Source organism: Rothia similimucilaginosa (assembly GCF_029850875.1).
Taxonomy (GTDB): Bacteria; Actinomycetota; Actinomycetes; order Actinomycetales; family Micrococcaceae; genus Rothia.
In genome coordinates this window covers 1-21,113 of record NZ_JAOVAM010000011.1, presented here as the reverse complement: position 1 = coordinate 21,113, position 21,113 = coordinate 1, and the positions used below count along the sequence as shown (strand labels likewise).

Here is a 21,113-nt window from a genome sequence, read left to right as displayed (position 1 = left end):
CCATCCTAGGCGTTTTTTGGCGGGTGTGCCCCGGAGCACGTCATCTGGGCGCGTAAATCTGTGAATTCACAGGTTGGGGTACTTTTAGGTGCGGCTTTTGGCACGGATGGGGCAGCGTCAGCTGGTGAAGCATCCTTGCTACGCCTAGCTAGACCCTGCAACGTGTCGTACTGCAACATGTTGTACTATGCGGTGGCTTGAGCTCTGCCCGGGGCTTGTGTCAGAGCGTTTTCTGTGTGCTTGTTTCCCAAAGACATCTTCCCGGGTGTGTCTTCCGGGGTATATCTTCTGGGTATATAAAAAATCCCCGGTTCCGAAGAACCGGGGATCGGTGGTGCGCCCGAAGGGATTCGAACCCCCAACCTTCTGATCCGTAGTCAGATGCTCTATCCGTTGAGCTACAGGCGCATGTTCCTCGTTTCGGATTTGTTCAACCCGTCGCGGCAACAGGTACTACTATACGGATGTCCCCAAGGGTATGCAAGCCGAAAAGCTCGAAATTGACCCAAAATTCTCTCCGAAAAATTTGATAACAACCTGTTTTGCCGCATGATTCCAGGGTTTTTGGTGGCGTAAAATTTTTTCAAAATATTTTCTCAGCGCCCTAAAATCGATGCTGTGGGCCCCTGAAATCCCCGAAGGGTCCCACCATACGACCTAAAAATTCTTTACAGAAATCTCCCGTACTCTAAGAATGTGATGCGCAGAACTTAAGAAATGGCGTCATAGAAAGCTCTGCAGGCCATTAATGCGTTATTCTGTAAGCATCACGAGGAAGTGGAGACTGTCCAAGCGTGCATATTCACCTTTGTTTGCACGCTTGTAGTGTTTAACTGCTTCTTTGTTACCGCAGACCTAACCGGATCAATGTAGTATCCGGGCCACCGATTGAAGGGGAAAACGTCAATGGCTGACACCTCAACTCGTACTCTCTCTGCTGAACTCGAAAAGGAGCTGCAGAGCGCACCCACCACCCACCAGGGCCTCCTGGATTGGGTTCGCGAGGTTGCGGCACTGACCCAGCCCGCACACATCTACTGGGTGGATGGCACTCAGGAAGAATATGACCGCCTGGCACAGGAACTGGTTGACGCCGGTACCTTCGTTCGCCTCAGTGATCACGAATTCCCGAACTCTTATGCAGCTTTCTCCGATCCTGACGACGTTGCACGTGTCGAGGAGCGCACCTTCATCTGCTCCGAGACTGAAGAAGGCGCAGGCCCGACCAATAACTGGCGCGACCCCGTCGAAATGAAGCAGACCCTGACCGGTCTGTTCGAGGGCTCCATGCGCGGTCGTACCCTGTACGTCATTCCCTTCGTCATGGGCTCCCTGAAGGCTAAGAACCCCAAGATTGCTGTTGAGCTCAGCGACTCCGCGTACGTTGTCTGCTCCATGCGCATCATGGCAACCATCGGTAAGGACGTTCTTGCCAAGCTGAACGAGACCAACGGTTTCTTCGTCAAGGCTCTGCATTCTGTTGGTGCACCCCTGAAGCCCGGTCAGGAAGATGTCCCCTGGCCTTGCAACCCCGAGAAGTACATTGTCCAGTTCCCCGAGACCCGCGAAATATGGTCCTTCGGCTCCGGCTACGGCGGTAACGCACTACTCGGTAAGAAGTGCTACGCACTGCGTATCGCATCCGTTATCGGTCGCGATGAGGGCTGGATGGCAGAGCACATGCTCATCCTGAAGGTCACCAACCCCGAGGGTAAGGTTCGCTACATCTCCGCAGCGTTCCCCTCCGCATGTGGCAAGACCAACTTCGCAATGATGGAACCCACCATTGACGGCTGGAAGGCTGAGATGGTCGGCGACGACATCGCATGGATCGAGTTCGACGAGAACCACCAGGCGCGCGTGGTCAACCCCGAGGCTGGCCTGTTCGGCGTGGCACCGGGCACCGGTTACTCCACCAACCCGAACGCTATGAAGGCTATCGCCAAGGGCAACACCATCTTCACCAACGTTGCACTGACCGACGACGGCTCCGTCTGGTGGGAGGGCAAGACCGACGAGACTCCCGAGCACCTAATTGACTGGACCGGTCAGGACTGGACCCCCGAGTCTGGCCGCCCGGCAGCTCACCCGAACTCTCGCTTCTGCACCCCCGCATCCCAGGTCGACATGCTCGCTCCCGAGTACTACGACCCCGAGGGCGTGCCGCTGAGCGCTATTGTTCTGGGTGGTCGCCGTAAGACCACCATCCCGCTGGTGTCCGAGTCTGAGAGCTGGGAGCAGGGCGTCTTCCGCGCTATTACTCTCTCCTCCGAGACCACCGCGGCTGCTAAGGGTGCTGTCGGTGTGATTCGCCGCGACCCGATGGCTATGCTGCCCTTCATCGGTTACAACGCTGGTGACTACTTCAAGCACTGGATTGACTTGGGTAAGAAGCACGGCGCTGAGAATATGCCGAAGGTTTACTACGTCAACTGGTTCCGCCGTACCCCCGATGGCGGCTTCGCATGGCCGGGCTTCGGTGAGAACTCTCGCGTTGTGAAGTGGATTTGCGACCGCCTGGACGGTAAGGCTGGCGGCCAGGAGACCTTCCTGGGCACCGTTCCCACCAAGGAAGACCTTGACCTGACTGGTCTGGAAATCTCCGAGGATGAGCTGAAGGCTGCTCTGGCTGTCTCGAAGGAAGAGTGGACTGCTGAGCTGCCTGGCATCGACGAGTGGCTGGCTAAGTTCGGTGACAAGTTGCCTGCTGAGGTTCGTGAGCAGCGCGATGCTTTGGCTAAGGCCCTGGAAGACTAAAGTTCTCTGCTGAACCGCATGGTTAGGCGTTTGGAAGGGGCGGAATCTCGCTGTGAGGTTTCGCTCCTTCCTAGTATTTAGGGGAAATTTTTGAATCCCTATCAGATGTGAAATGATAAGTTTTCTCTCAACAGTGTGAGTGCAAGGCTATGCAGTCCACTTGCTCTTGAGAAATACTCAAAAAATTTTTGGGGAGCACTGAAGGTTTTGGTAGTTGCTCACCTTAATTTCTTGCACTCTCACTGCACGGAATACAATTCCAATGTAAGATTTTGAGCGCTCTGAGCCTGTGACGGTTCGGAGCACCCGTTATTGCCTCTGTTAAGATGGTGCTAACACGAGAGGATAGAAGGAGTATCCATGCGTTTGACAGCATTTTCGGATGTCTCGCTCCGTGTTCTGATGCTCCTGTCTGCCCTGGAGCCCGGCCAGAAGCTCTCTACTCAGAAGATTGCTGAGGGAGTGGACACCCCCTATAACCATGTGGCGAAGGCTGTGGCTTTCCTTGTGAACATGGGTTACCTGGATTCGACTCGTGGTCGTTCTGGTGGTGTCATGCTTTCGGATGCGGGTCGTTCTGTGACCGTCGGCATGGTTCTTCGGGCTACTGAGGGAGATATCCCCATGATTGAGTGCGAGGATGAGAACGGCCACTGCCCCCTCGATAAGTTCTGCCGACTGCGCAATGTGCTGGCGAAGGCGCGTGAGGCGTTCTACGCTTCGGTGGATTCGATTGTGATTAGCGAGTTGCCTGCCGGTGCGCGCCCCGCGGGTCCGGTGTTTGTGGAGCTGGGCTTTGCACCTCCGGAGGAAGCGCTGTCTGTGTGGTAAGTCTGCATGCTAAAAGGGATACGTGATACCTGTGGAGCTTCCCGGCGGGAGGCTCCACAGGGTTTTAAAGGGGAATTCTGTGACCACTACCGGGGTTGCTGGAGATTTTCTGTGATGACTTTCTATAGAGTTTTCGAAGGAAATCGGGGGTATACTGCCTCTATTTGAGGGGGCTGTTGGAGTCTGCATGAATCCTAAATTTGTGCAGGAAATACAAAATATTGCAAATCTACTTTTCAGATGCGGAAAATGTGACCATGTTCATTTTTGCACTGCATTGCATACTTTCCGCAGTAAATATATTTTGATGCCAGAATTTTTATGCACACTCCGGGGCTAGTCACGCGGCGAACTCAAAGGTAGCACTGAAAATATATAGTGTGATGCAGGGCTCTCTCTTTGAGTCAGGCTGAACCATAAGCCTCACCTAAACCCATCAACACCCCTTAGAGAGTGACCTGCACTCAGCGCAAACACCCTGCAAAATGCTACGGTAAGGGTGCTTTATAAACACTCCGTCACCAACTGAGCTGTCCGAGTGAACGCCCCCGCATCACATATATCAAGGGTGTCACCACAACGACCGCGGTGACCGTACAGGAAGAAGGCAAGACATGCTCTCCGAGAAGTCCCGCCCCATTATTGAGGCAACGCTACCCATCATTGCTGAGCGCATCAACGACATCACCCCCGACTTCTACCGTCGAATGTTCGCCGCTCGCCCCGACCTGATGGACGGCATGTTCTCCCGCTCCTCTCAGCTCGAAGGAACCCAACCCAAGGCACTGGCTGGCTCCATCGCTGTGTTCGCTTCCTATATCGTCCAGAACCCGGACTCCTACCCCGACGAGGTCCTCTCCCGCGTAGCACACAAGCACGCATCCCTGGGCCTGAAGGAAGAAGAATACCCCACCGTCTACAAGTATCTCTTCGAGGCAATCGCCGCTAACCTGGGCGACCTGGCTACCCCCGAAATTGTTGAGGCATGGACCGAGGTCTACTGGCTCATGGGCAACGCCCTTATCAAGCTGGAGAAGGGCCTGTATGCTTCTCAGGCAAACGATGTGATGTTCGCACCCTTCAAGCTCGTTGACCGCAAGGAGACTGGGGAGAACGTTGTCGTGCTGACCTTCGAACCTGCCGACAAGACCCCCATGACCGAGTCCAAGGGCGGGCAGTACATCTCCATCATCGTTCCCGCACGCGATGGCCTGCGCCAGGCACGCCAGTACACCCTGCTGCCCAGCGAAAAGAACCAGCGCCGCATTGGTGTGAAGCTCGACCCCAACGGTGAGATGACCTCTGTCCTGCACGAACTCGAAGTTGGCGCTGTTGTCGAGATTTCCAACCCTTACGGTGACCTGACCCTAGAAGGCTTTGGCGACCCCCAGGCACCCCTGTACCTCTTCTCCGCAGGCATTGGCACCACCCCCATGCTCAGCTTCCTCTCCGAGCTGGCTGAGAAGGGCTCTGAGCGTCCCGTGACCGTAGTGCACGCAGACCGCCGCCTGGATACCTGGCCCCTGCGTGAAGAGCTTACCGAGCTCGTCGGTAAGCTGCCCAATGCACACCTCGTATCCTTTATTGAGGGTGAAGGCGGCGACTTCACCGGCCGTGTTGACGTCTCCAAGCTAGATGTTCCCGCCAACGCTAACGTTTACCTCTGTGGCCCGCTGCCCTTCATGCAGGGCGTACGCTCCGCACTGGTAGAGGCAGGTGTCCCCGGCAAGAACATCAACTACGAAATCTTCGGCCCCGACCAGTGGATGCTCCACGATCAGGCACGCGAGGATTAAAAACTGCGCACACCGGATTACCGGTTAGCTTTCTTATGCCCGACTAGGTTCTTTCTCTGAGACAGAAGAACATGGCCGGATTGAGAATTCAAAACAAAAATCCCGCCCCGCAGAAATAATCTGCGGGGCGGGATTTTTTAGTAGCTAGCTAGTGCTTAGCCCTGGCGAACCAAAGCCAGAACCTCGTCGCGGACGCGCTCCATGGTCGCAGCATCCGGTGCCTCAAGGTTCAGGCGCAGGAAAGGCTCAGTGTTTGAAGGACGCAGGTTGACCCACCAGCCTTCTTCAGTGTTAGTGAAGGTGGTGCCGTCGGAGTCCTCAATAACCACAGGAGCGTTAGCGTAGTGTGCACGCACGCGGTCCACAGCGGCAGCCTTGTCTTCCAGCTCGGAGTTAATCTCACCAGAGGCAACGTACGGGGAGTACTTCGCGCTAATCTCAGAGAGGGGCATGTCATTGCCACCCAGAGCAGCCAGCACGTGCATTGCAGCGAGCATGCCGGTGTCTGCGTTGAAGAAGTCCTTGAAGTAGTAATGAGCGGAGTGCTCGCCACCGAAAACGCCGTTCTCCTTGGCCATAACAGCCTTGATGAAGGAGTGTCCCACGCGGGTCTTCACGGAGCGGCCGCCCAGCTTCTCAACCAGCTCAGGAACAGCCTTCGAGGTAATCAGGTTGTAGATGATGACGGGCTCTTCGTTGCCCTCTGCCTTCGCACGAGCAATCTCGCGCTCAGCAACCAGAGCAGTCACAGCCGAAGGAGTGACGGGCTCACCCTTCTCATCGATAACGAAGCAACGGTCAGCGTCACCGTCAAATGCCAGACCAATGTCAGCACCGTGCTCAACAACAGCCTTCTGCAGGTCAACCAGGTTAGCCGGCTCCAGCGGGTTAGCCGGATGGTTCGGGAAGGTGCCGTCCAGCTCGAAGTACAGCGGAACGATTTCCAGAGGCAGGCCCGGCAGGATGGTGTTACCCAGAACAGCGGGAGTGGTCATACCACCCATGCCGTTACCGGCGTCAACAACAACCTTCAAGGGGCGGATGGAGGACAGGTCCACCAGTTTGCGCAGGTAATCTGCGTAAGGCTTGAGAACATCCTTCTCAGAAACGGTGCCGACCTTCTCCGCCGGAGGAATCTCGCCCGAATCCAGGTACTTCTGAGCCAGGTCACGAATGTCGAACAGGCCGGACTCGGAAGACAGCGGAACAGCGCCAGCCTTAGCCATCTTCATGCCGTTGTACTCTGCGGGGTTGTGGCTAGCAGTGAAGGTAACACCGGCAGCGTTCTCAACGCCACATGCGAAGTACAGAACGTCAGTGGAGATCAGACCAATCTTCTCAACATTTGCACCGCGAGCGGTTGCACCCTGGGCGAATGCATCCATGAATTCAGGGGAGGAGGGGCGCATGTCGCCGCCGACCAGGATAGTCTGGCCCTCCAGGCCCAGAACGTCTACGAAAGCCGCGCCAGTAGCGCGAACAGTCTCTGCGGTAATGGTTTCACCGACAATGCCACGCACGTCGTACGCTTTGAATGAGTCATGTAGATTAATAGTAGTCACGCCTTTTATTCTAGCGGTAAAGAAATACAACTAGCCTCTATAATGGGCTGGTAAAACCTTATAAATTCCGCTGAATGTATGGGTTTTTTATCACGTCGTTTGCTTCAAACAACTCACGTCGAGAGGTATTTTCCCCCATGGGTGAGATTTTTTCCCTAAAAAACCAGATTCAGAATTATGCGTGGGGTTCCCGCGAAATTCTCGGACGCATGCGCGGGGTACCCGTGCCCACCGAGCAGCCCGAGGCTGAGGTGTGGGTTGGTGCGCATCCGGCTGCTCCCTCCCGCGCAACCGTTGACGGCACTGAGTCCCCGCTCAACGAGCTGATTCAGGCTGAGCCCTCTCGATTCCTGCGCCCGGATCGTACCTCCGACTGGTTCCCTTTCCTCTTTAAGATCCTTGCGATTGATGCACCCCTGTCGATTCAGGTGCACCCCACCCCTGAGCAGGCTATTGCCGGCTTCGAGGATGAGCAGGCACGTGGTATCGCCATTGACGCTCCGCACCGTAACTACAAGGATCGCTACTCCAAGCCTGAAACCGTCATCGCGCTGACACCGATGCGTGTGCTCACCGGCGTGCGTACCTCAGCGCAGGTGGCAGAGCTTGCCGAGGCGTTCAAGGCTGGCTGGCTGGCAGAGCGCGTGGAGCTTACCCCCAAGCAACTGCTAACCGAGATTATTCGCATGCCCGAAGAGACCGCCACCGCGGCTGTTGAGCAGCTTGTCGAGGCGGCAGCACAGCTGGCCGACTCCGAAAACGTTGCTATTGCTGACGCCGCTGAGCTCGTGCAGATCGTTGCCGGCAAGTACCCCGGCGACCGCGGTCTGCTCGTAGCATTCGTCATGAACCTGGTTCGCCTGGCACCGGGTGAATCCGCTTTTACCCCCGATGGTCAGGTGCACGCTTATGTTTCCGGTACCGCTATTGAGCTGATGAACCCCTCCGATAACGTGATGCGTGCGGGTCTGACCGCAAAGCACATCGATACTGAGGAGCTCATTAAGGTTCTCGGCGAGAGCCAGGATGCCCCCGTCATCCAGAGCCCCACCCCCGAGAATGCACCCGTTGGCACCTACGCCATGTGGGATGAGCGCATGAGCGTGACCCGCATCCGCGTTGAAGAGGGCAAATGGCAGGAATACACCTTCGAGGGCATTAGCGCCGCACTGAGCGTATCTGGCGAAATCACCATTCACGCAGCAGACGGCAACGGCACTGAGGAATTCGTACTGGGTGCTACCGAGTCGGTGCTGCACGTGGGTGAGCCCTCGGTGGCAACCCTGAGCGGTAGTGGTGAGCTGTACATCGCTTCTTACGTCTAGGTCTTACCTCTAGACGTTATGTCTGGGAGATGTCTCTAGACACTCAAGTCCAGACAGATAAATGGAGCATTCAAAAGAGATCGCTCCGCTAATAATGCTCATAAAGAATCCACGTTCTTTCGTACCTTTGAATAAGGTGAGGGTACGTGGATTTTTTATTCCCCCGATGCTCGGGGGGGGGAGGGCTTTTTGTGTTGACCCTACAGAATGTGTTCTAAGTAACCTATAATTGGTCTTATAAATATGCGTTTACCTGTGCTTTTATGCACCTCTTCCTCAGGTACGCAGCCCCAAACCGCTAGGAGAACACCGTGAAGATCATCCTCACCGTCACAGGTATCGACCACGAAGGCATTATTGCCGCCGTGACCGCAACCCTCGCCGAGCGTAAGGTCAACGTCCTCGACGTCTCCCAGACCATCATGGGCGAATACTTCACTATGATTATGCACTGCTCCTTCGACGAAGCGCAGCAGAACCTCATTGACTTGCAGGAAGCCATGATTGGTGTCGAGCACGAACAGAAGGTGCAGATTCGCATCCAGGCAGAATCCATCTTCAAGGCAATGCACACCATCTAGGGCTCCACTTATGCGCAACACCAACATTTTAGAAACCCTCCGAATGATCGAGGAGCAGAAGCTCGACATTCGCACCGTCACTATGGGTATCTCCCTGCTCGACTGCGCCGACTCTGACGGTGAGGTAGCCCGCCGCAAAATCTACGACAAAATCACCAGCTGCGCTGCAAACCTCGTCAGCGTCTGCGAAGGTATCGAAACTGAGCTCGGCATCCCGATTGTCAACAAGCGTATCGCCGTCACCCCCATCGCACTGGTGGCAGGCGCCTCCAGTGACGAGGACTACGTAGAATTCGCCCGCACCCTTGACGCAGCAGCCAAAGCAGTCGGAGTGAACTTCGTCGGTGGCTTCAGTGCCCTCGTCGACAAAGGCATGACCCTCGCTGACGAGAAGCTGATTCGCTCCATCCCGCGAGCGCTCGCAGAAACCGACGTGGTCTGCTCCTCCGTAGACATCGGATCCTCCCGCGCTGGCATTAACATGAGCGCAGTCAAGCTCATGGGCGAAACCATCCGAGCCACCGCAGACCTGACCGAGGATGCACACGGCTTCGGCTGCGCCAAGCTCGTCGTCTTCGCGAATGCCGTCAGCGACAACCCCTTCATGGCGGGTGCATTCCACGGTGTGCAGGAGGCAGACACCACCATCTCCGTGGGTGTCTCCGGTCCCGGCGTGGTACACCGCGCCCTGCAGAGGGTCCGGGGCGAATCCTTCGACACCTGCGCCGAAGAAATCAAGAAGGCAGCTTTCAAGATTACCCGCGTCGGTCAGCTGGTTGGTACCCTCGCTTCCGAGCGTCTGGGCGTACCCTTCAACATTATTGACCTCTCCCTGGCACCCACCGCAGAGATTGGCGACTCGGTCGCGCACATCCTCGAAGAGATGGGTCTGGAAACCGTCGGTACCCACGGCACTGTTGCGGCACTTGCGCTGCTCAACGACGCGGTGAAGAAGGGCGGCCTCATGGCGTGCTCAAATGTTGGTGGTCTCTCCGGCTCCTTCATCCCGATTTCTGAGGATATCGGCATGATTGAATCCGCAGCCACTGGATATATCACTCTGGACAAGCTTGAAGCAATGACTGCCATATGCTCCGTCGGTCTGGACATGGTCGCGGTCCCCGGAGATACTCCCGCTGCTACCCTCGCCGCAATGATTGCCGACGAGGCAGCAATCGGCGTGATGAACCACAAGACCACCGCGGTCCGCGTCATCCCGGCGGTCGGCCTGGGCGTAGGCGACATGATTGAATTCGGTGGCCTGTTCGGTCGCGCGCCCGTCATGCCCACCCACACCCCCAGCGCGGAGGCGTTCATCGCCCGCTGCGGTCGTATTCCGTCGCTGGTTCACGGTTTCCGCAACTAAGCTCGGTTCCGTAACGAAGCTCTAGGGGCGCTGAGAACCAATAGAAAAGGGGAGACACCGAAGATCATCTCTTCGGTACCTCCCCTGTGTGCTGTATAAGCTACCAAGAAGCTACTAATACACGAAACGGCTCATCAACGCCTCAAGCGCCAGACGCGCATTCGCGTTCGTCCGCAGGCGACGCAGAGTCAGCTCGACCGCCTGCACATCCTCCAGCAGCTGCTGGGCGGAACGGCGGGTGCAGAACGCCTCCAGAGGTTCACGCAAATGCTCATTGACCAGCGGAGCCTGAGCCGACAGAGCCACCGTCAATGCATCACGCAGAACCGTCTGAACCTGCGCCACGGAACGCAACAGCGTATCAGATGAAACACGCTTAGCGCGGCGCTTCTGCTCCTCCTCCAGACGGCGAACCTGCGCTCGCAAAGACGGAGAAACACGCTCACCCTCGCGAATACCCAGCAGCGCCAGAAGCTCCTGGCGTTCCTTCTCATCCTTGAGAGCGGAGACAGCCTGTGCGTCCTGGTCAGCAAGGTCGGTGAGCTTCTCTGCTGCGTTGAAAGCTGAAGAAATAGAACGAACATTCAGAATCAGGGAGGTAATCAACTCCCGATGAGCCATAGCCTGCTCATCGGTCGCCAAACGGTACCCCTCCTGCGCATCGCCCAGAGCCAGACGCGCCGCACGCTGCGCCAAAGGATCAGCTACACCGTGTGTAAGCAGATACTCGTGCACCTGTGCATCGGTAGGAACCGGCAACTGCACTGGGCGGCAACGCGAACGAATCGTTACCAGCACATCGGTGGGGGAGGGTGCCGTCAACAACCAAATCGTATGCGGTGGTGGCTCCTCAATCGCCTTCAACAATACATTGGAGGTACGCTCCGGCATGCGCTCGGTGTCTTCGACCAGAATCACGCGCCAGCGACCCACGGCCGGGCGGTCCTGAGCCTTCATGACCAGCTCGCGTGCCTCATCAATGCTGATGTGCGTCGCCTCGGTACTAAAGTGCGTAAAAGCTGTGTGCGAACCGTTCATGACTGTTACGCAGCCCTTGCACTGACCGCATCCGCGGTTCTGGGGGTCGGGCTGTTCACACAGCAGTGCGGCAGCGAAAATTTTTGCTGCCTCACGGTGGGGCGCACCGGTTGCACCTGTGAAAAGCCAAGAGTGCGTGGGGCGGTCGGCAGCGGCATCCGTGCGTAGCTGCTGGAGCTTATCGGCAGGAATCAGCAGGGTATCCCAGAGACTCATGAGTCCTCCTGACCGGTGCGGACCAGTTCGCGGGTGGCAAGCAGAGGCTCAATCACCTTAAGCACGCGCGCGTGTACTTGCTCAATCGTGCCCACACCATCAATGATGCGGTGCGAACCGTTAGTGTCCTCGCGTGCGATCTGCTCGAATGCACCGTGAATGCGTGCCTTGAACGCCGCGCCTTCAGCCTCAATACGGTCGACGGTGCCGCGCTGGTCCATGCGCTCCTGCTCGGCGCTCAGCGGCACACTCAGCAATAGGGTCGCGTCGGGAACCAAGTCGGCGGTGGCCCAGCGGCTCAAATCGACGATGGTTTCAATACCCAAATCACGGCCGACCCCCTGGTACGCAGCGGAGGAATCAATATAACGGTCGCTGAGCACGATGGCGCCCTCAGCGAGTGCGGGGCGAATCAGCTGGGAGGCGTGATCCGCGCGGGACGCTGCAAAAATCAGCGCCTCGGCGCGGTCGTCAATGGTGCCCTGACCTGCTTCCAGGACGAGGGTGCGAAGCTTCTCGCCAATCTCGGTGCCACCGGGTTCGCGGGTGGTGATGACACGGTATCCGCGGGCACTGAGCGCTTCATTCAGCAGGGTGAGTTGGGTGGTTTTGCCGGCGCCGTCGCCTCCTTCGACCACGATAAAAAGCCCGCGGCGACCGGTCGGGTCAGCGGGAAGATTCTGTGCATCGGGGGTGTAGCTGAGAGTATCCATCACCCTTAAGGGTACCGGGTCTCTTAGCGGCACCGGTGCGGTTTTGGTGATACATCCGCGTGGGATTGAGCGCGCATAAAGGTAAAAAACATGTAAATCCTGTGTGCCGTCACCTGTGCAGGTGTGCGTTCTGGGCGCGGGTGTGCCAGGCTTAAGGACATGAGTGCAGATAACCACAACATGAATTACTCCGCAGAGACCTTTGTCGTCTCTGGCGGCCGCCCGGCACACGAACATGATGCGCCGGTGAACCCTCCGATCGTTCTTTCTTCCACCTACCGCGGTGTGGATGCTGTCAATATTGAGCAGGACCGCGTGTACGCCCGCTTCTCGAACCCCACCTGGGAGGGTATGGAAGAGGTTGTGGCGAAGCTGGAGAACGCTATCCAGCCTGGTCTGCTGTTCCCCTCTGGTATGGCTGCTGTCGCTGCTGTCATCGACCTGGTGCCGGTTGGTTCCATTGTGCTGATTCCGAAGCACGCATACATGGCGTCTGTAACCATATGTAAGGATTTGGAACGCCGCGGCATCATTGAGCTCGTTCGCGTGGACATTGAAGACACCGAGAGCGTTATCGCTACGATGGAGGATGCCGCATCCCGCACCGGTGTGACCCCGGAGAACGTGAACTACTCGGAGCCGAAGGTCCTGGCGTGGCTGGAGAGCCCCACGAACCCGATGCTTGAGGTTGCTGATCTGCCTGCCCTACTTTCTGCCGCTCGCCGCTTGGGCATTGTGACCGCGGTGGATAACACCTTCGCAACCCCGATTCTGCAACGTCCCCTGGATTTTGGTGCAGACGTAGTGGTTCACTCCGCGACGAAGTTTCTTGCGGGACACTCCGATGTTCTGCTGGGTATGGCTCTGACCTCGAATAAGGAGCTGTATAAGGCGATGCGTCACCACCGTATCACCAATGGCGCAATCCCCGGTCCGGTGGAGGCGTGGCTTGGCCTGCGCGGTCTGCGCACCTTGGCACTGCGCGTGGAACGTGCTGTAGAGAACGCGCAGGTTCTTGCAGAGCGTCTGAGCCAGCACCCCTTCGTGGCTGAGGTGCGTTACCCGGGTCTGGAGAGCGACCGAGGTCATGAGATTGCGAAGAAGCAGATGGACGGTTTCGGCGCGATTCTGTGCGTTACTCTTGATACGGACGCTGCTGGTGCCCGTAACGTTGTGGAGGCGCTGAAGCTGTGGACTCCGGCAACTTCCCTGGGCGGTGTGGAGTCTCTGGTAGAGCGTCGTCGTCGCCACGGTAACGAGCCGGATTCGATTCCGGAGTCTCTGCTGCGCCTGTCGGTGGGTATTGAGAACGTGGATGACCTTTACAATGACTTGGTTGAGGCCTTTAAGGTCGTCCGCTAAGCGCTTTGCTAGGGTTGTCTAGAGAAGCTGCTGATTCTAAGGAATACTATGTCTCCTATTCTGCTGGTCTGGTATGTGACCACTTTTGTTGATACGCTGCTGGCTATCGCTGGTGCTGCGGTTGGTCTGCTGGCTTTTATGCGTGCGTGGGCGTCTCCGGCAAACGCGTACGATTTTGCCGGTAAGCGCCCGAAGAACACGTGGTTGGCTTTGACCGGTGGTTCTGCTGCGGTTTCGCTGTTTAGCGTTTTTGCTGCGGTGACTGGCGGCGGTAATACTGTGCTGATTCTTCAGTTGGTTGCGGCTGTGATTAGCTGCGTGTTTCTTGCTGGTGTGTGGCCTTCGGTTGGTCGCCGCCGTTTCTAGCATTAGCTTGTGCGCTCGCTTTGAGCGATAGACGGTGAAGCCTCGTGCGCTGTCTGACGGGTTTGGCCTGATCGGGTGGTGTGCGGGGCTTTGTCCTTTTCTAGTGGGGTTCTTGAGTCTTCTGTTCTGGTAAGGAAGACCCTTATAAATTTTTGGGAGAATGCATACTTTCTAAGCCTTGAGGCATGACAAACCAGCGGGTAAATGAAAAAATAGAGGTATGACTTACAAACTAGTACTCCTGCGCCACGGCCAGTCCGAGTGGAACGAGAAGAACCTGTTCACCGGCTGGGTGGACGTTAACCTGACCGATAAGGGCCGTGCTGAGGCTAAGCGCGGCGGCGAGTTGCTGGCAGAGCGCAACATCCTCCCCGATGTTGTTCACACCTCCCTGCAGCGTCGTGCAATCAACACCGCAAACCTTGCCCTGGATGCGGCAGACCGTCTGTGGATTCCCGTCAAGCGCTCCTGGCGCCTGAACGAGCGTCACTACGGTGCTCTGCAGGGTAAGAACAAGTCCGAGATTCGCGAGGAATACGGCGACGAGAAGTTCATGACCTGGCGTCGTTCCTACGACGTTCCGCCGCCCCCGCTGGATGATAACGACCCCTACTCGCAGGCGCACGACCCCCGCTACGCGGATGTTGAGAACGCTCCCCGCACCGAGTGCCTGAAGGACGTTCTGGGCCGTATGCTTCCCTACTGGGAGTCGGACATCAAGCCCGACCTCGCAGCAGGTAAGACCGTTCTGGTTGCTGCACACGGTAACTCTCTGCGTTCGCTGGTCAAGCACCTAGAGAGTATTTCCGATGAGGACATCGCGGGCCTGAACATCCCCACCGGTATTCCGCTGTACTACGAGCTGGATGAGAACTTCAAGCCCGTCAAGGCTGGCGAGTACCTGGACCCGGAGGCTGCTAAGGACGCTATTGCTGCCGTAGCAAACCAGGGTAAGTAATATCTCCGGCAGGATTGCACCCCTGTCATTGTGATGAGCCGTCCACCGTTGAGGTGGGCGGCTCATTGCGCTCTCTGTAAGGTTTCTGCACGGGTAGCCCGCCTGAGAAGGGGGGCGTCCGCTCAAGTGCTGGGTATCGGCCACATTTATACTTATGGGGTACCCGAATGGAAGGGAAGTACATGGATGCCGGTCTGATCGCCTTTATTTCGGGCATGATAGGTCTGCTGGTGGGCGTCCTGAGCATGAATGCGGTGGCGCGTAGCGAGCGGGAGCAGGAGCGTAGCTTGGTGTCGGTACCGGCGCTGCGTGATGGTGCCGCTCAGGTGCTTGCTGTGATTGGTCGTGCTTACCTGGTGATTGATGAGGTGGGCGGCGTGGTCCAGGCTTCTCCGGGTGCGTATGCGATGGGTCTGGTGCGTGGTCATACGGTAGCCTCTGATGAGCTGGCGGAGATGATTCGCACGGTGCGTCATCGCGGTATTTTTGTTGAGCGTACTTTTGAGATTGACCGCGGTGAGGGTGAGGCGCTGGTCTTGGACGTGCGTGTTGCTTCGCTGGGGGACGAGTACATTCTGGTGCTCGCAGATGACCGCACTGAAATTTCTCGTGTTCAGCGTATGCGTAATGATTTTGTGGCGAATGTTTCGCATGAGTTGAAGACTCCGGTGGGCGCGGTGAGTCTGTTGGCTGAGGCTATTGAGCAAGCGAGCGATGACCCGGAGGCGATTGAGTATTTTGTGGGTCGTTTGCATAAGGAGACTCTTCGCCTGTCTGCGCTGGTGCGTGACATTATTGAGCTTTCGCGTCTGCAGTCGACTGATGTGATTGCGCGTGGTGGTCCGGTGTCGGTGCTTTCTTTGGTGGCTGATGCGGTGGATCGTTCGAATATTGTGGCGGAGGAGAAGGATATTCAGATTTCTACCCGCATCGAGGAGCTCCCCGAGGTGTATGGTGACGCCGAGCTACTGGGTATTGCTGTGCAGAACGTGGTGGAGAATGCGGTGCGTTATTCCCCGGAGCATACGAAGGTTGATATTTGGGTCCACCGTGTAGCTGATCAGCTACTGGTTGAGGTTACTGATCAGGGTGTGGGTATTCCGGAGGATGAGCAGAAACGTATTTTTGAGCGTTTTTATCGGGTTGATCCGGCTCGTTCGCGTCAGACGGGCGGTACTGGTTTGGGCTTGAGCATTGTGAAGCATGTGATGACTCAGCACGGTGGTAGCGTGACGGTTCGGTCGATGCCGCAGGAGGGCTCGACGTTTACGTTGGCGTTGCCGCTGAATGAGCCTCCGGTCGAAGTGTAGTGTTAGCGCTATAGGTTTTATGGAATCGAAGGAAGTTATTGATGTCTAAAATTCTGATTGTTGAGGACGAAGAGGCCCTCTCGGATCCCCTTGCGTTTTTACTGGGTCGTGAGGGTTTCCAGACGATTGTTGTTGACAGCGGTCTGGACGCTCTGCCGGTGTTTGACCGCGAGGGTGCAGATTTGGTGCTGCTGGATGTGATGCTCCCGGGCATGTCCGGTATGGAGGTGTGCCGCAAGCTACGTGAGGTGTCTTCGGTCCCGATTATTATGCTGACCGCTAAGGATTCTGAGCTAGATAAGGTTCTGGGTTTGGAACTGGGCGCTGATGATTATGTGACCAAGCCGTATTCTGCGCGTGAGTTAATTGCTCGTATCCGCGCGGTGTTGCGTCGTCGTTCGGCGGAGACTGATTCTACTACTGAGCCGGTGTTGCAGGGCGGCCCGGTGCGTATGGACATTGATCGCCATGTGGTGACGGTTAATGGTGAAGAGATTTCTATGCCGCTGAAGGAGTTTGAGCTCCTGGAGATTCTGCTGCGCAATGTGGGTCGTGTGATGACTCGTGGCCAGCTGATTGAGCGCGTGTGGGGGGCTGACTATGTGGGTGATACGAAGACTCTGGATGTGCATATTAAACGTCTGCGTTCGAAGATTGAGCCGGATTCTTCCGCCCCGCAGTATGTGGTGACGGTTCGCGGATTGGGCTATAAGTTCGAGGTGTAGGCGGGCTTGAGAATGATGACTTCTGCTTCTGCGGCGAATACTGCTGTGATTGTTTTGGCGGCTGGTTCGGGTACTCGCCTGGGTGAGCCGATTCCGAAGGCCGCTGTGCGTGTGCATGGTCGTACTTTGCTGGATTATGCGTTGGAGGGTGCGCTCGCTTCGGGTGTTGCTGAGCATGTGGTGGTGACTGTTCCTGCTGATTGTTCGGTGAGTTGCCCGGAGCTTTTGGAGGATGCCCGCCGTGCCGGTGCGTTGATTACTGCCGGTGGTGATACACGTACTGCTTCGGTGGTTGCGGCGTTGGATGCTTTGAAGGATGCGCAGGTTCCAGTGGATTATGTGCTGATTCATGATTGCGCTCGTGCTTTTACTCCGCCGCAGGTGTATCACCGCGTGTTTGAGGGTTTAGGTTCTGAGAGCCCGCAGGGTGTTGTGCGTGCGGTGATTCCTGTGTTGCCGGTGGTGGATACGGTGAAGACTGTGGATTCTGCTGGTTTGGTGACGGGTACTCCTTCGCGTGCGCAGATGCGTGCGGTGCAGACTCCTCAGGGTTTTGAGGTGGCTGCCCTGTTGGCGGTGCATGAGCGTAGCCGTTCCCTGCCTGCTGAGGAGGCTGAGCTGCTCACTGATGATGCAATGGCGATGGAAGCGGCGGGCGAGCCGGTGTTGACGGTTGCCGGTGATGCGGATGCGTTTAAGGTGACGACTCCGATGGATTTGCGGATTGCTCGCGCGCTGTTTGGTGATTCTACTGCCTAAGCCTGCCTCCTAACGTCTCTTGTGCTGAGGCGCTGCTACTGAGAAGATTTTTGATCGATTGAAGGGTCCTATGATGACTGTTATTCCTCGTGTTGGTACCGGTGTTGATGTCCACGCTTTTGGTGAGGAGGGCACTCCTCTGTACATTGCTGGTCTGCATTGGCCCGGTGAGCGTGGTTTGAGCGGCCATTCTGATGGTGATGTGGTGGCCCATGCTGCCGCGGATGCTCTTTTTGCCGCCTCCGGCACAGGGGATTTGGGCTCTAATTTCGGTGTGGACCGCCCGGATATGAAGGGTGCTTCGGGTGTTCGTATTCTTTCTGAGGCTGCGGCGATTGTGCGTGCTGCTGGTTTTGAGATTGGTAATGTGAGCGTTCAGCTGGTGGGTAACCGCCCGAAGTTCTCTCTGCGCCGTGATGAGGCGAACCGCGTGCTGAGCGAGGCGGTGGGTGCTTCGGTGACGGTGATTGCAACGACTACTGACGGTTTGGGTTTGACTGGCCGCGGCGAGGGTGTGGCTGCTATTGCGACGGCGCTGGTGTTCGAGCGTCCTTAGGTGTCTGGTCGGCTTGACCTATTCCGTAACTTACCGTCCCGGTGTCTGAACCGACCCCGTAGAATGAAAGTGTGACTATGCGTTTTTATGATTCAGCTTCCGCGACTATTCGCGAGTTTGAGCCCGTCGTGCCCGGTGAGGCGCGTATCTATTATTGTGGTGCTACGGTACAGGGTGAACCACATCTGGGCCATATCCGTTCGGCGTTGGTTTTTGACCAGTTGAGCCGTTGGATGTGTTACCGCGGTCTGAAGGTGACGACGGTCCGCAATGTCACTGATATTGATGACAAGATCTTGGCGAAGTCTGCTGATTCTATGGAGCCCGGTTTTGAGGGTGAGTTCCCGAATGAGCAGTGGTGGGCGCTCGCGTATCGTTTTGAGAAGGTTTTTGCTCAGGCGTATGCGGCGCTGGGTATTGATCCGCCGACTTATGAGCCGCGTGCGACCGGTCATATTCCGGAGATGTTTTCTCTGATTCAGCGTCTGATTGATCGTGGCCACGCGTATCCTGCGCTGGATGATTCTGGTGATGTGTATTTTGATGTGCGTTCCTGGGATAAGTATGGTGCGCTGACTAATCAGAGCATTGATGATATGCAGGATTCGGTAGATGCTGATCCGCGCGGTAAGCGTGACCCCCGCGATTTTGCCCTGTGGAAGGGTTATAAAGAGGGCGAGCCTCTGACTGCTTCGTGGGAGTCTCCGTGGGGTCGCGGCCGTCCGGGCTGGCACCTGGAGTGCTCGGCTATGTCTGGTAAGTATTTGGGTTCGCGTTTCGATATTCACGGCGGCGGTTTGGATTTGCGTTTCCCGCACCATGAGAATGAGCTGGCGCAGTCGACCGCTGCCGGTGATGATTTCGCGAACTTCTGGATGCATAACGGCATGGTCACCTATGAGGGTGAGAAGATGTCGAAGTCGATTGGTAATACGATTTCGCCGGCGCAGATGCTGCAGATGGCTCGTCCGCTGGTGGTTCGTTACTATCTCGGTAGTGCGCATTATCGTTCGATTCTTGACTACCGTCCATCGTCTCTGCAGGAGGCGGCAACTGCTATTGAGCGTGTTGAGGCGTTCCTTGCTGCAACTCAGGATGTGCTGAAGCCGGGCCGTGAGGTTCCGGAGGCTTTTGCTGAGGCTATGGATGATGACGTGAACATTCCGCGTGCCTTGGCGGTTCTGCATGAGCAGACTCGTGCGGGTAATGCTGCGCTTGCTGCTGGTGAGGATGCTTCGGAGGCAGCTAACGCTGTGATGGCTATGGCGGAGGTGCTGGGTTTGGCTCAGCTGATGAGTTTTAACGCTGAGGGCACTTCGGGTGCTGAGCATGAGGCGCTGGATGCACTGATTCAGGCGGTGTTGGCGGAGCGTGCTGATGCTCGTGCTCAGAAGGATTGGGCGAAGGCTGATGCGATGCGTGATCTGTTGGCGTCTGCTGGTGTGCAGGTGAAGGATGGCGCGAATGGTTCGAGCTGGAGCGTTGGCTAGAGGGTGATGTGCCACGCGTTTGTGCGTAAGGCTTAGGTCCCGCGGGTTTCTCTCGCGTAGACTCGTATTCATTACTTTGACAAAGGAAGAGAAGAATGGCTAAGGCAGGTTCGCGCCCGGGCGCTACCAGCAAGAAGAAGGGTGCTACTAAGGGCACTGGCGGTCACGGTCGTAAGGCGCTTGAGGGTAAGGGGCCTACTCCGAAGGCTGAGGACCGCGTTTATCACAAGGCGTATAAGATGAAGCGTGCTGCTGAGCGTCGCGCTGCTACTGGTACGAACCGTAAGTTCCAGACTCGTCTGGGTGGTAAGCGTGCTAGCGATGAGCTGGTGACTGGTCGTAATGCGGTGCTTGAGGCTCTGCGTACTGAGATTCCCTCAAAGCACTTGTACATCATGAGCCGTGTTGAGGTTGATGACCGCGTTCGTGAGATCATGACTATTGCGAATAAGCGCAATATTCCGATGCTGGAGATTCCGCGTAGCGAGCTGGATCGTTTGACTGATGGTTCTGTGCATCAGGGTGTTGCGATGCAGATTCCGCCGTATAAGTACCCGGATGCGACTGACCTGGTGCTGGATACTATGGAGCGTTGGCACTCGGGTAAGCTGTCGACTCCGCCGCTGTTTGTTGCTTTGGACGGTATTACTGATCCGCGTAACCTGGGCGCGATTATTCGTAGCGTGTCCGCTTTTAGCGGTGATGGCGTGATTATTCCTGAGCGTCGTTCGGCTGCTGTGACTGCTGGTGCGTGGAAGACTAGTGCTGGTGCAGCTGCTCGTGTTCCTGTTGCGATGGCGACTAATCTGACTCGCGTGATTCAGCAGGCTAAGGAGCAGGGTATTTTCGTGATTGGTCTGGATGGCGGTGGTGATATTGAGTTGCCGGCTCTGGAGCTTGCGAATGAGCCGCTGTGCGTGGTGGTTGGTTCTGAGGGTAAGGGCCTGTCCCGCCTGGTGACTGAGAACTGCGATCAGATTGTGTCGATTCCGATTGATTCTGCGATGGAGTCTTTGAACGCGGCGATGGCTGTGGGCATTACTCTGTACGACGTCTCTCGTCGTCGCGCTACCGTGAACTAGAGTTTTGAAGCTAGCGAGCTGCAGGCTTGTAGCTTGAGTGAGGAGGGCGTCCCCGTGAGGGGGTGCCCTCCTTTTCTGTCTTTTCTGCGCTCTCCCCATATATATGGGTTCATATATTCATATATAGGGAGGCTGCAGAACGGGGAAACGGGGAATCGTAGCGGTAGAGAAATATAGGTAATCCAGAGATTCCAGAGATGGGGGGGGCTCCTCTTCTTGAGGCTGAGGGGCTCTGTCGCCCTTCTATATGGGCTCTTTAGGGAGCTTCTGCAGGTTTTTTGGGTTCTTTTGAAGGTTTTTAAACTTTTTTCGAAGAACTT

Annotated in this window: 18 protein-coding genes and 1 tRNA gene; 15 read left to right on the top strand and 4 right to left on the bottom strand. The window is 56.6% G+C overall.

Annotation, left to right across the window (positions count from 1 at the left end; translation table 11 throughout):
* Positions 1-332: 332 nt before the first annotated feature.
* Positions 333-408 (bottom strand) — tRNA-Arg (locus QFX05_RS08000).
* A gap of 498 nt (positions 409-906) precedes the next feature.
* On the opposite strand from QFX05_RS08000, the gene QFX05_RS07995 reads away from it, so the two are divergent.
* The 3 genes from QFX05_RS07995 (at position 907) to QFX05_RS07985 (ending at position 5,384) form a co-directional block, all read left to right on the top strand.
* Positions 907-2,757 carry a phosphoenolpyruvate carboxykinase (GTP) gene (locus QFX05_RS07995; protein ID WP_279742196.1) on the top strand — a complete coding sequence of 617 codons (1,851 nt, stop codon included), beginning with the start codon at positions 907-909 and terminating at the stop codon, positions 2,755-2,757.
* A 360-nt stretch (positions 2,758-3,117) separates the two neighbouring features.
* On the top strand, positions 3,118-3,588 hold the full coding sequence (locus QFX05_RS07990) for an RrF2 family transcriptional regulator (protein WP_279742195.1): 471 nt from the start codon (positions 3,118-3,120) through the stop codon (positions 3,586-3,588).
* Positions 3,589-4,202: 614 nt separating this feature from the next.
* Positions 4,203-5,384: an FAD-binding oxidoreductase gene (locus QFX05_RS07985; protein ID WP_279742194.1), complete on the top strand. Its 1,182-nt coding sequence runs from the start codon at positions 4,203-4,205 to the stop codon at positions 5,382-5,384.
* Positions 5,385-5,539: 155 nt separating this feature from the next.
* Here the strand turns inward: QFX05_RS07985 and QFX05_RS07980 are convergent, their stop codons facing one another.
* Positions 5,540-6,946, bottom strand: a complete 1,407-nt coding sequence (locus QFX05_RS07980; RefSeq protein ID WP_279742193.1) for a phosphomannomutase/phosphoglucomutase — start codon at positions 6,944-6,946, stop codon at positions 5,540-5,542.
* Positions 6,947-7,083: 137 nt separating this feature from the next.
* On the opposite strand from QFX05_RS07980, the gene manA reads away from it, so the two are divergent.
* The 3 genes from manA to QFX05_RS07965 all read left to right on the top strand — a co-directional run bounded on the left by manA (position 7,084) and on the right by QFX05_RS07965 (position 10,218).
* Positions 7,084-8,271, top strand: a complete 1,188-nt coding sequence (gene manA / locus QFX05_RS07975) for a mannose-6-phosphate isomerase, class I (protein WP_279742192.1) — start codon at positions 7,084-7,086, stop codon at positions 8,269-8,271.
* Positions 8,272-8,582: 311 nt separating this feature from the next.
* Entirely contained in the window at positions 8,583-8,852 is a 270-nt protein-coding gene (locus QFX05_RS07970) for an ACT domain-containing protein (protein WP_254756605.1), read from the top strand.
* A gap of 10 nt (positions 8,853-8,862) precedes the next feature.
* Positions 8,863-10,218 carry a PFL family protein gene (locus tag QFX05_RS07965; protein WP_279742191.1) on the top strand — a complete coding sequence of 452 codons (1,356 nt, stop codon included), beginning with the start codon at positions 8,863-8,865 and terminating at the stop codon, positions 10,216-10,218.
* A 114-nt stretch (positions 10,219-10,332) separates the two neighbouring features.
* Here QFX05_RS07965 and QFX05_RS07960 read toward each other — a convergent pair whose 3' ends face one another.
* Positions 10,333-11,472, bottom strand: coding sequence for a DNA polymerase III subunit delta' (locus QFX05_RS07960; RefSeq protein ID WP_279742190.1), 1,140 nt, complete (start codon positions 11,470-11,472; stop codon positions 10,333-10,335).
* Entirely contained in the window at positions 11,469-12,185 is a 717-nt protein-coding gene (gene tmk / locus QFX05_RS07955; RefSeq protein WP_279742189.1) for a dTMP kinase, read from the bottom strand. The genes QFX05_RS07960 and tmk overlap by 4 nt, the downstream gene beginning before the upstream one ends.
* A gap of 159 nt (positions 12,186-12,344) precedes the next feature.
* Here tmk and QFX05_RS07950 point away from each other — a divergent pair, with 159 nt between their 5' ends.
* The 9 genes from QFX05_RS07950 (at position 12,345) to rlmB (ending at position 20,793) form a co-directional block, all read left to right on the top strand.
* The gene (locus QFX05_RS07950) at positions 12,345-13,547 is read left to right on the top strand and encodes a trans-sulfuration enzyme family protein (RefSeq protein WP_279742188.1); all 1,203 of its coding nucleotides are present in this window, start codon (positions 12,345-12,347) and stop codon (positions 13,545-13,547) included.
* 48 nt (positions 13,548-13,595) lie between these two features.
* The gene (locus QFX05_RS07945; protein WP_279742187.1) at positions 13,596-13,913 is read left to right on the top strand and encodes a DUF2516 family protein; all 318 of its coding nucleotides are present in this window, start codon (positions 13,596-13,598) and stop codon (positions 13,911-13,913) included.
* A 220-nt stretch (positions 13,914-14,133) separates the two neighbouring features.
* On the top strand, positions 14,134-14,871 hold the full coding sequence (locus tag QFX05_RS07940) for a phosphoglyceromutase (protein WP_279742186.1): 738 nt from the start codon (positions 14,134-14,136) through the stop codon (positions 14,869-14,871).
* Between the two features lie 167 nt (positions 14,872-15,038).
* Positions 15,039-16,181, top strand: a complete 1,143-nt coding sequence (locus QFX05_RS07935; protein WP_279742185.1) for a sensor histidine kinase — start codon at positions 15,039-15,041, stop codon at positions 16,179-16,181.
* A gap of 41 nt (positions 16,182-16,222) precedes the next feature.
* On the top strand, positions 16,223-16,906 hold the full coding sequence (locus tag QFX05_RS07930) for a response regulator transcription factor (RefSeq protein WP_279742184.1): 684 nt from the start codon (positions 16,223-16,225) through the stop codon (positions 16,904-16,906).
* 12 nt (positions 16,907-16,918) lie between these two features.
* Complete coding sequence (gene ispD, locus QFX05_RS07925) at positions 16,919-17,665, top strand: 2-C-methyl-D-erythritol 4-phosphate cytidylyltransferase (protein ID WP_459550502.1); 747 nt, start codon at positions 16,919-16,921, stop codon at positions 17,663-17,665.
* A gap of 73 nt (positions 17,666-17,738) precedes the next feature.
* On the top strand, positions 17,739-18,221 hold the full coding sequence (ispF, locus tag QFX05_RS07920) for a 2-C-methyl-D-erythritol 2,4-cyclodiphosphate synthase (protein ID WP_279742183.1): 483 nt from the start codon (positions 17,739-17,741) through the stop codon (positions 18,219-18,221).
* Positions 18,222-18,292: 71 nt separating this feature from the next.
* On the top strand, positions 18,293-19,711 hold the full coding sequence (gene cysS, locus QFX05_RS07915; protein WP_279742182.1) for a cysteine--tRNA ligase: 1,419 nt from the start codon (positions 18,293-18,295) through the stop codon (positions 19,709-19,711).
* 95 nt (positions 19,712-19,806) lie between these two features.
* Complete coding sequence (gene rlmB, locus QFX05_RS07910) at positions 19,807-20,793, top strand: 23S rRNA (guanosine(2251)-2'-O)-methyltransferase RlmB (RefSeq protein ID WP_279742181.1); 987 nt, start codon at positions 19,807-19,809, stop codon at positions 20,791-20,793.
* Positions 20,794-21,113 lie beyond the last annotated feature (320 nt).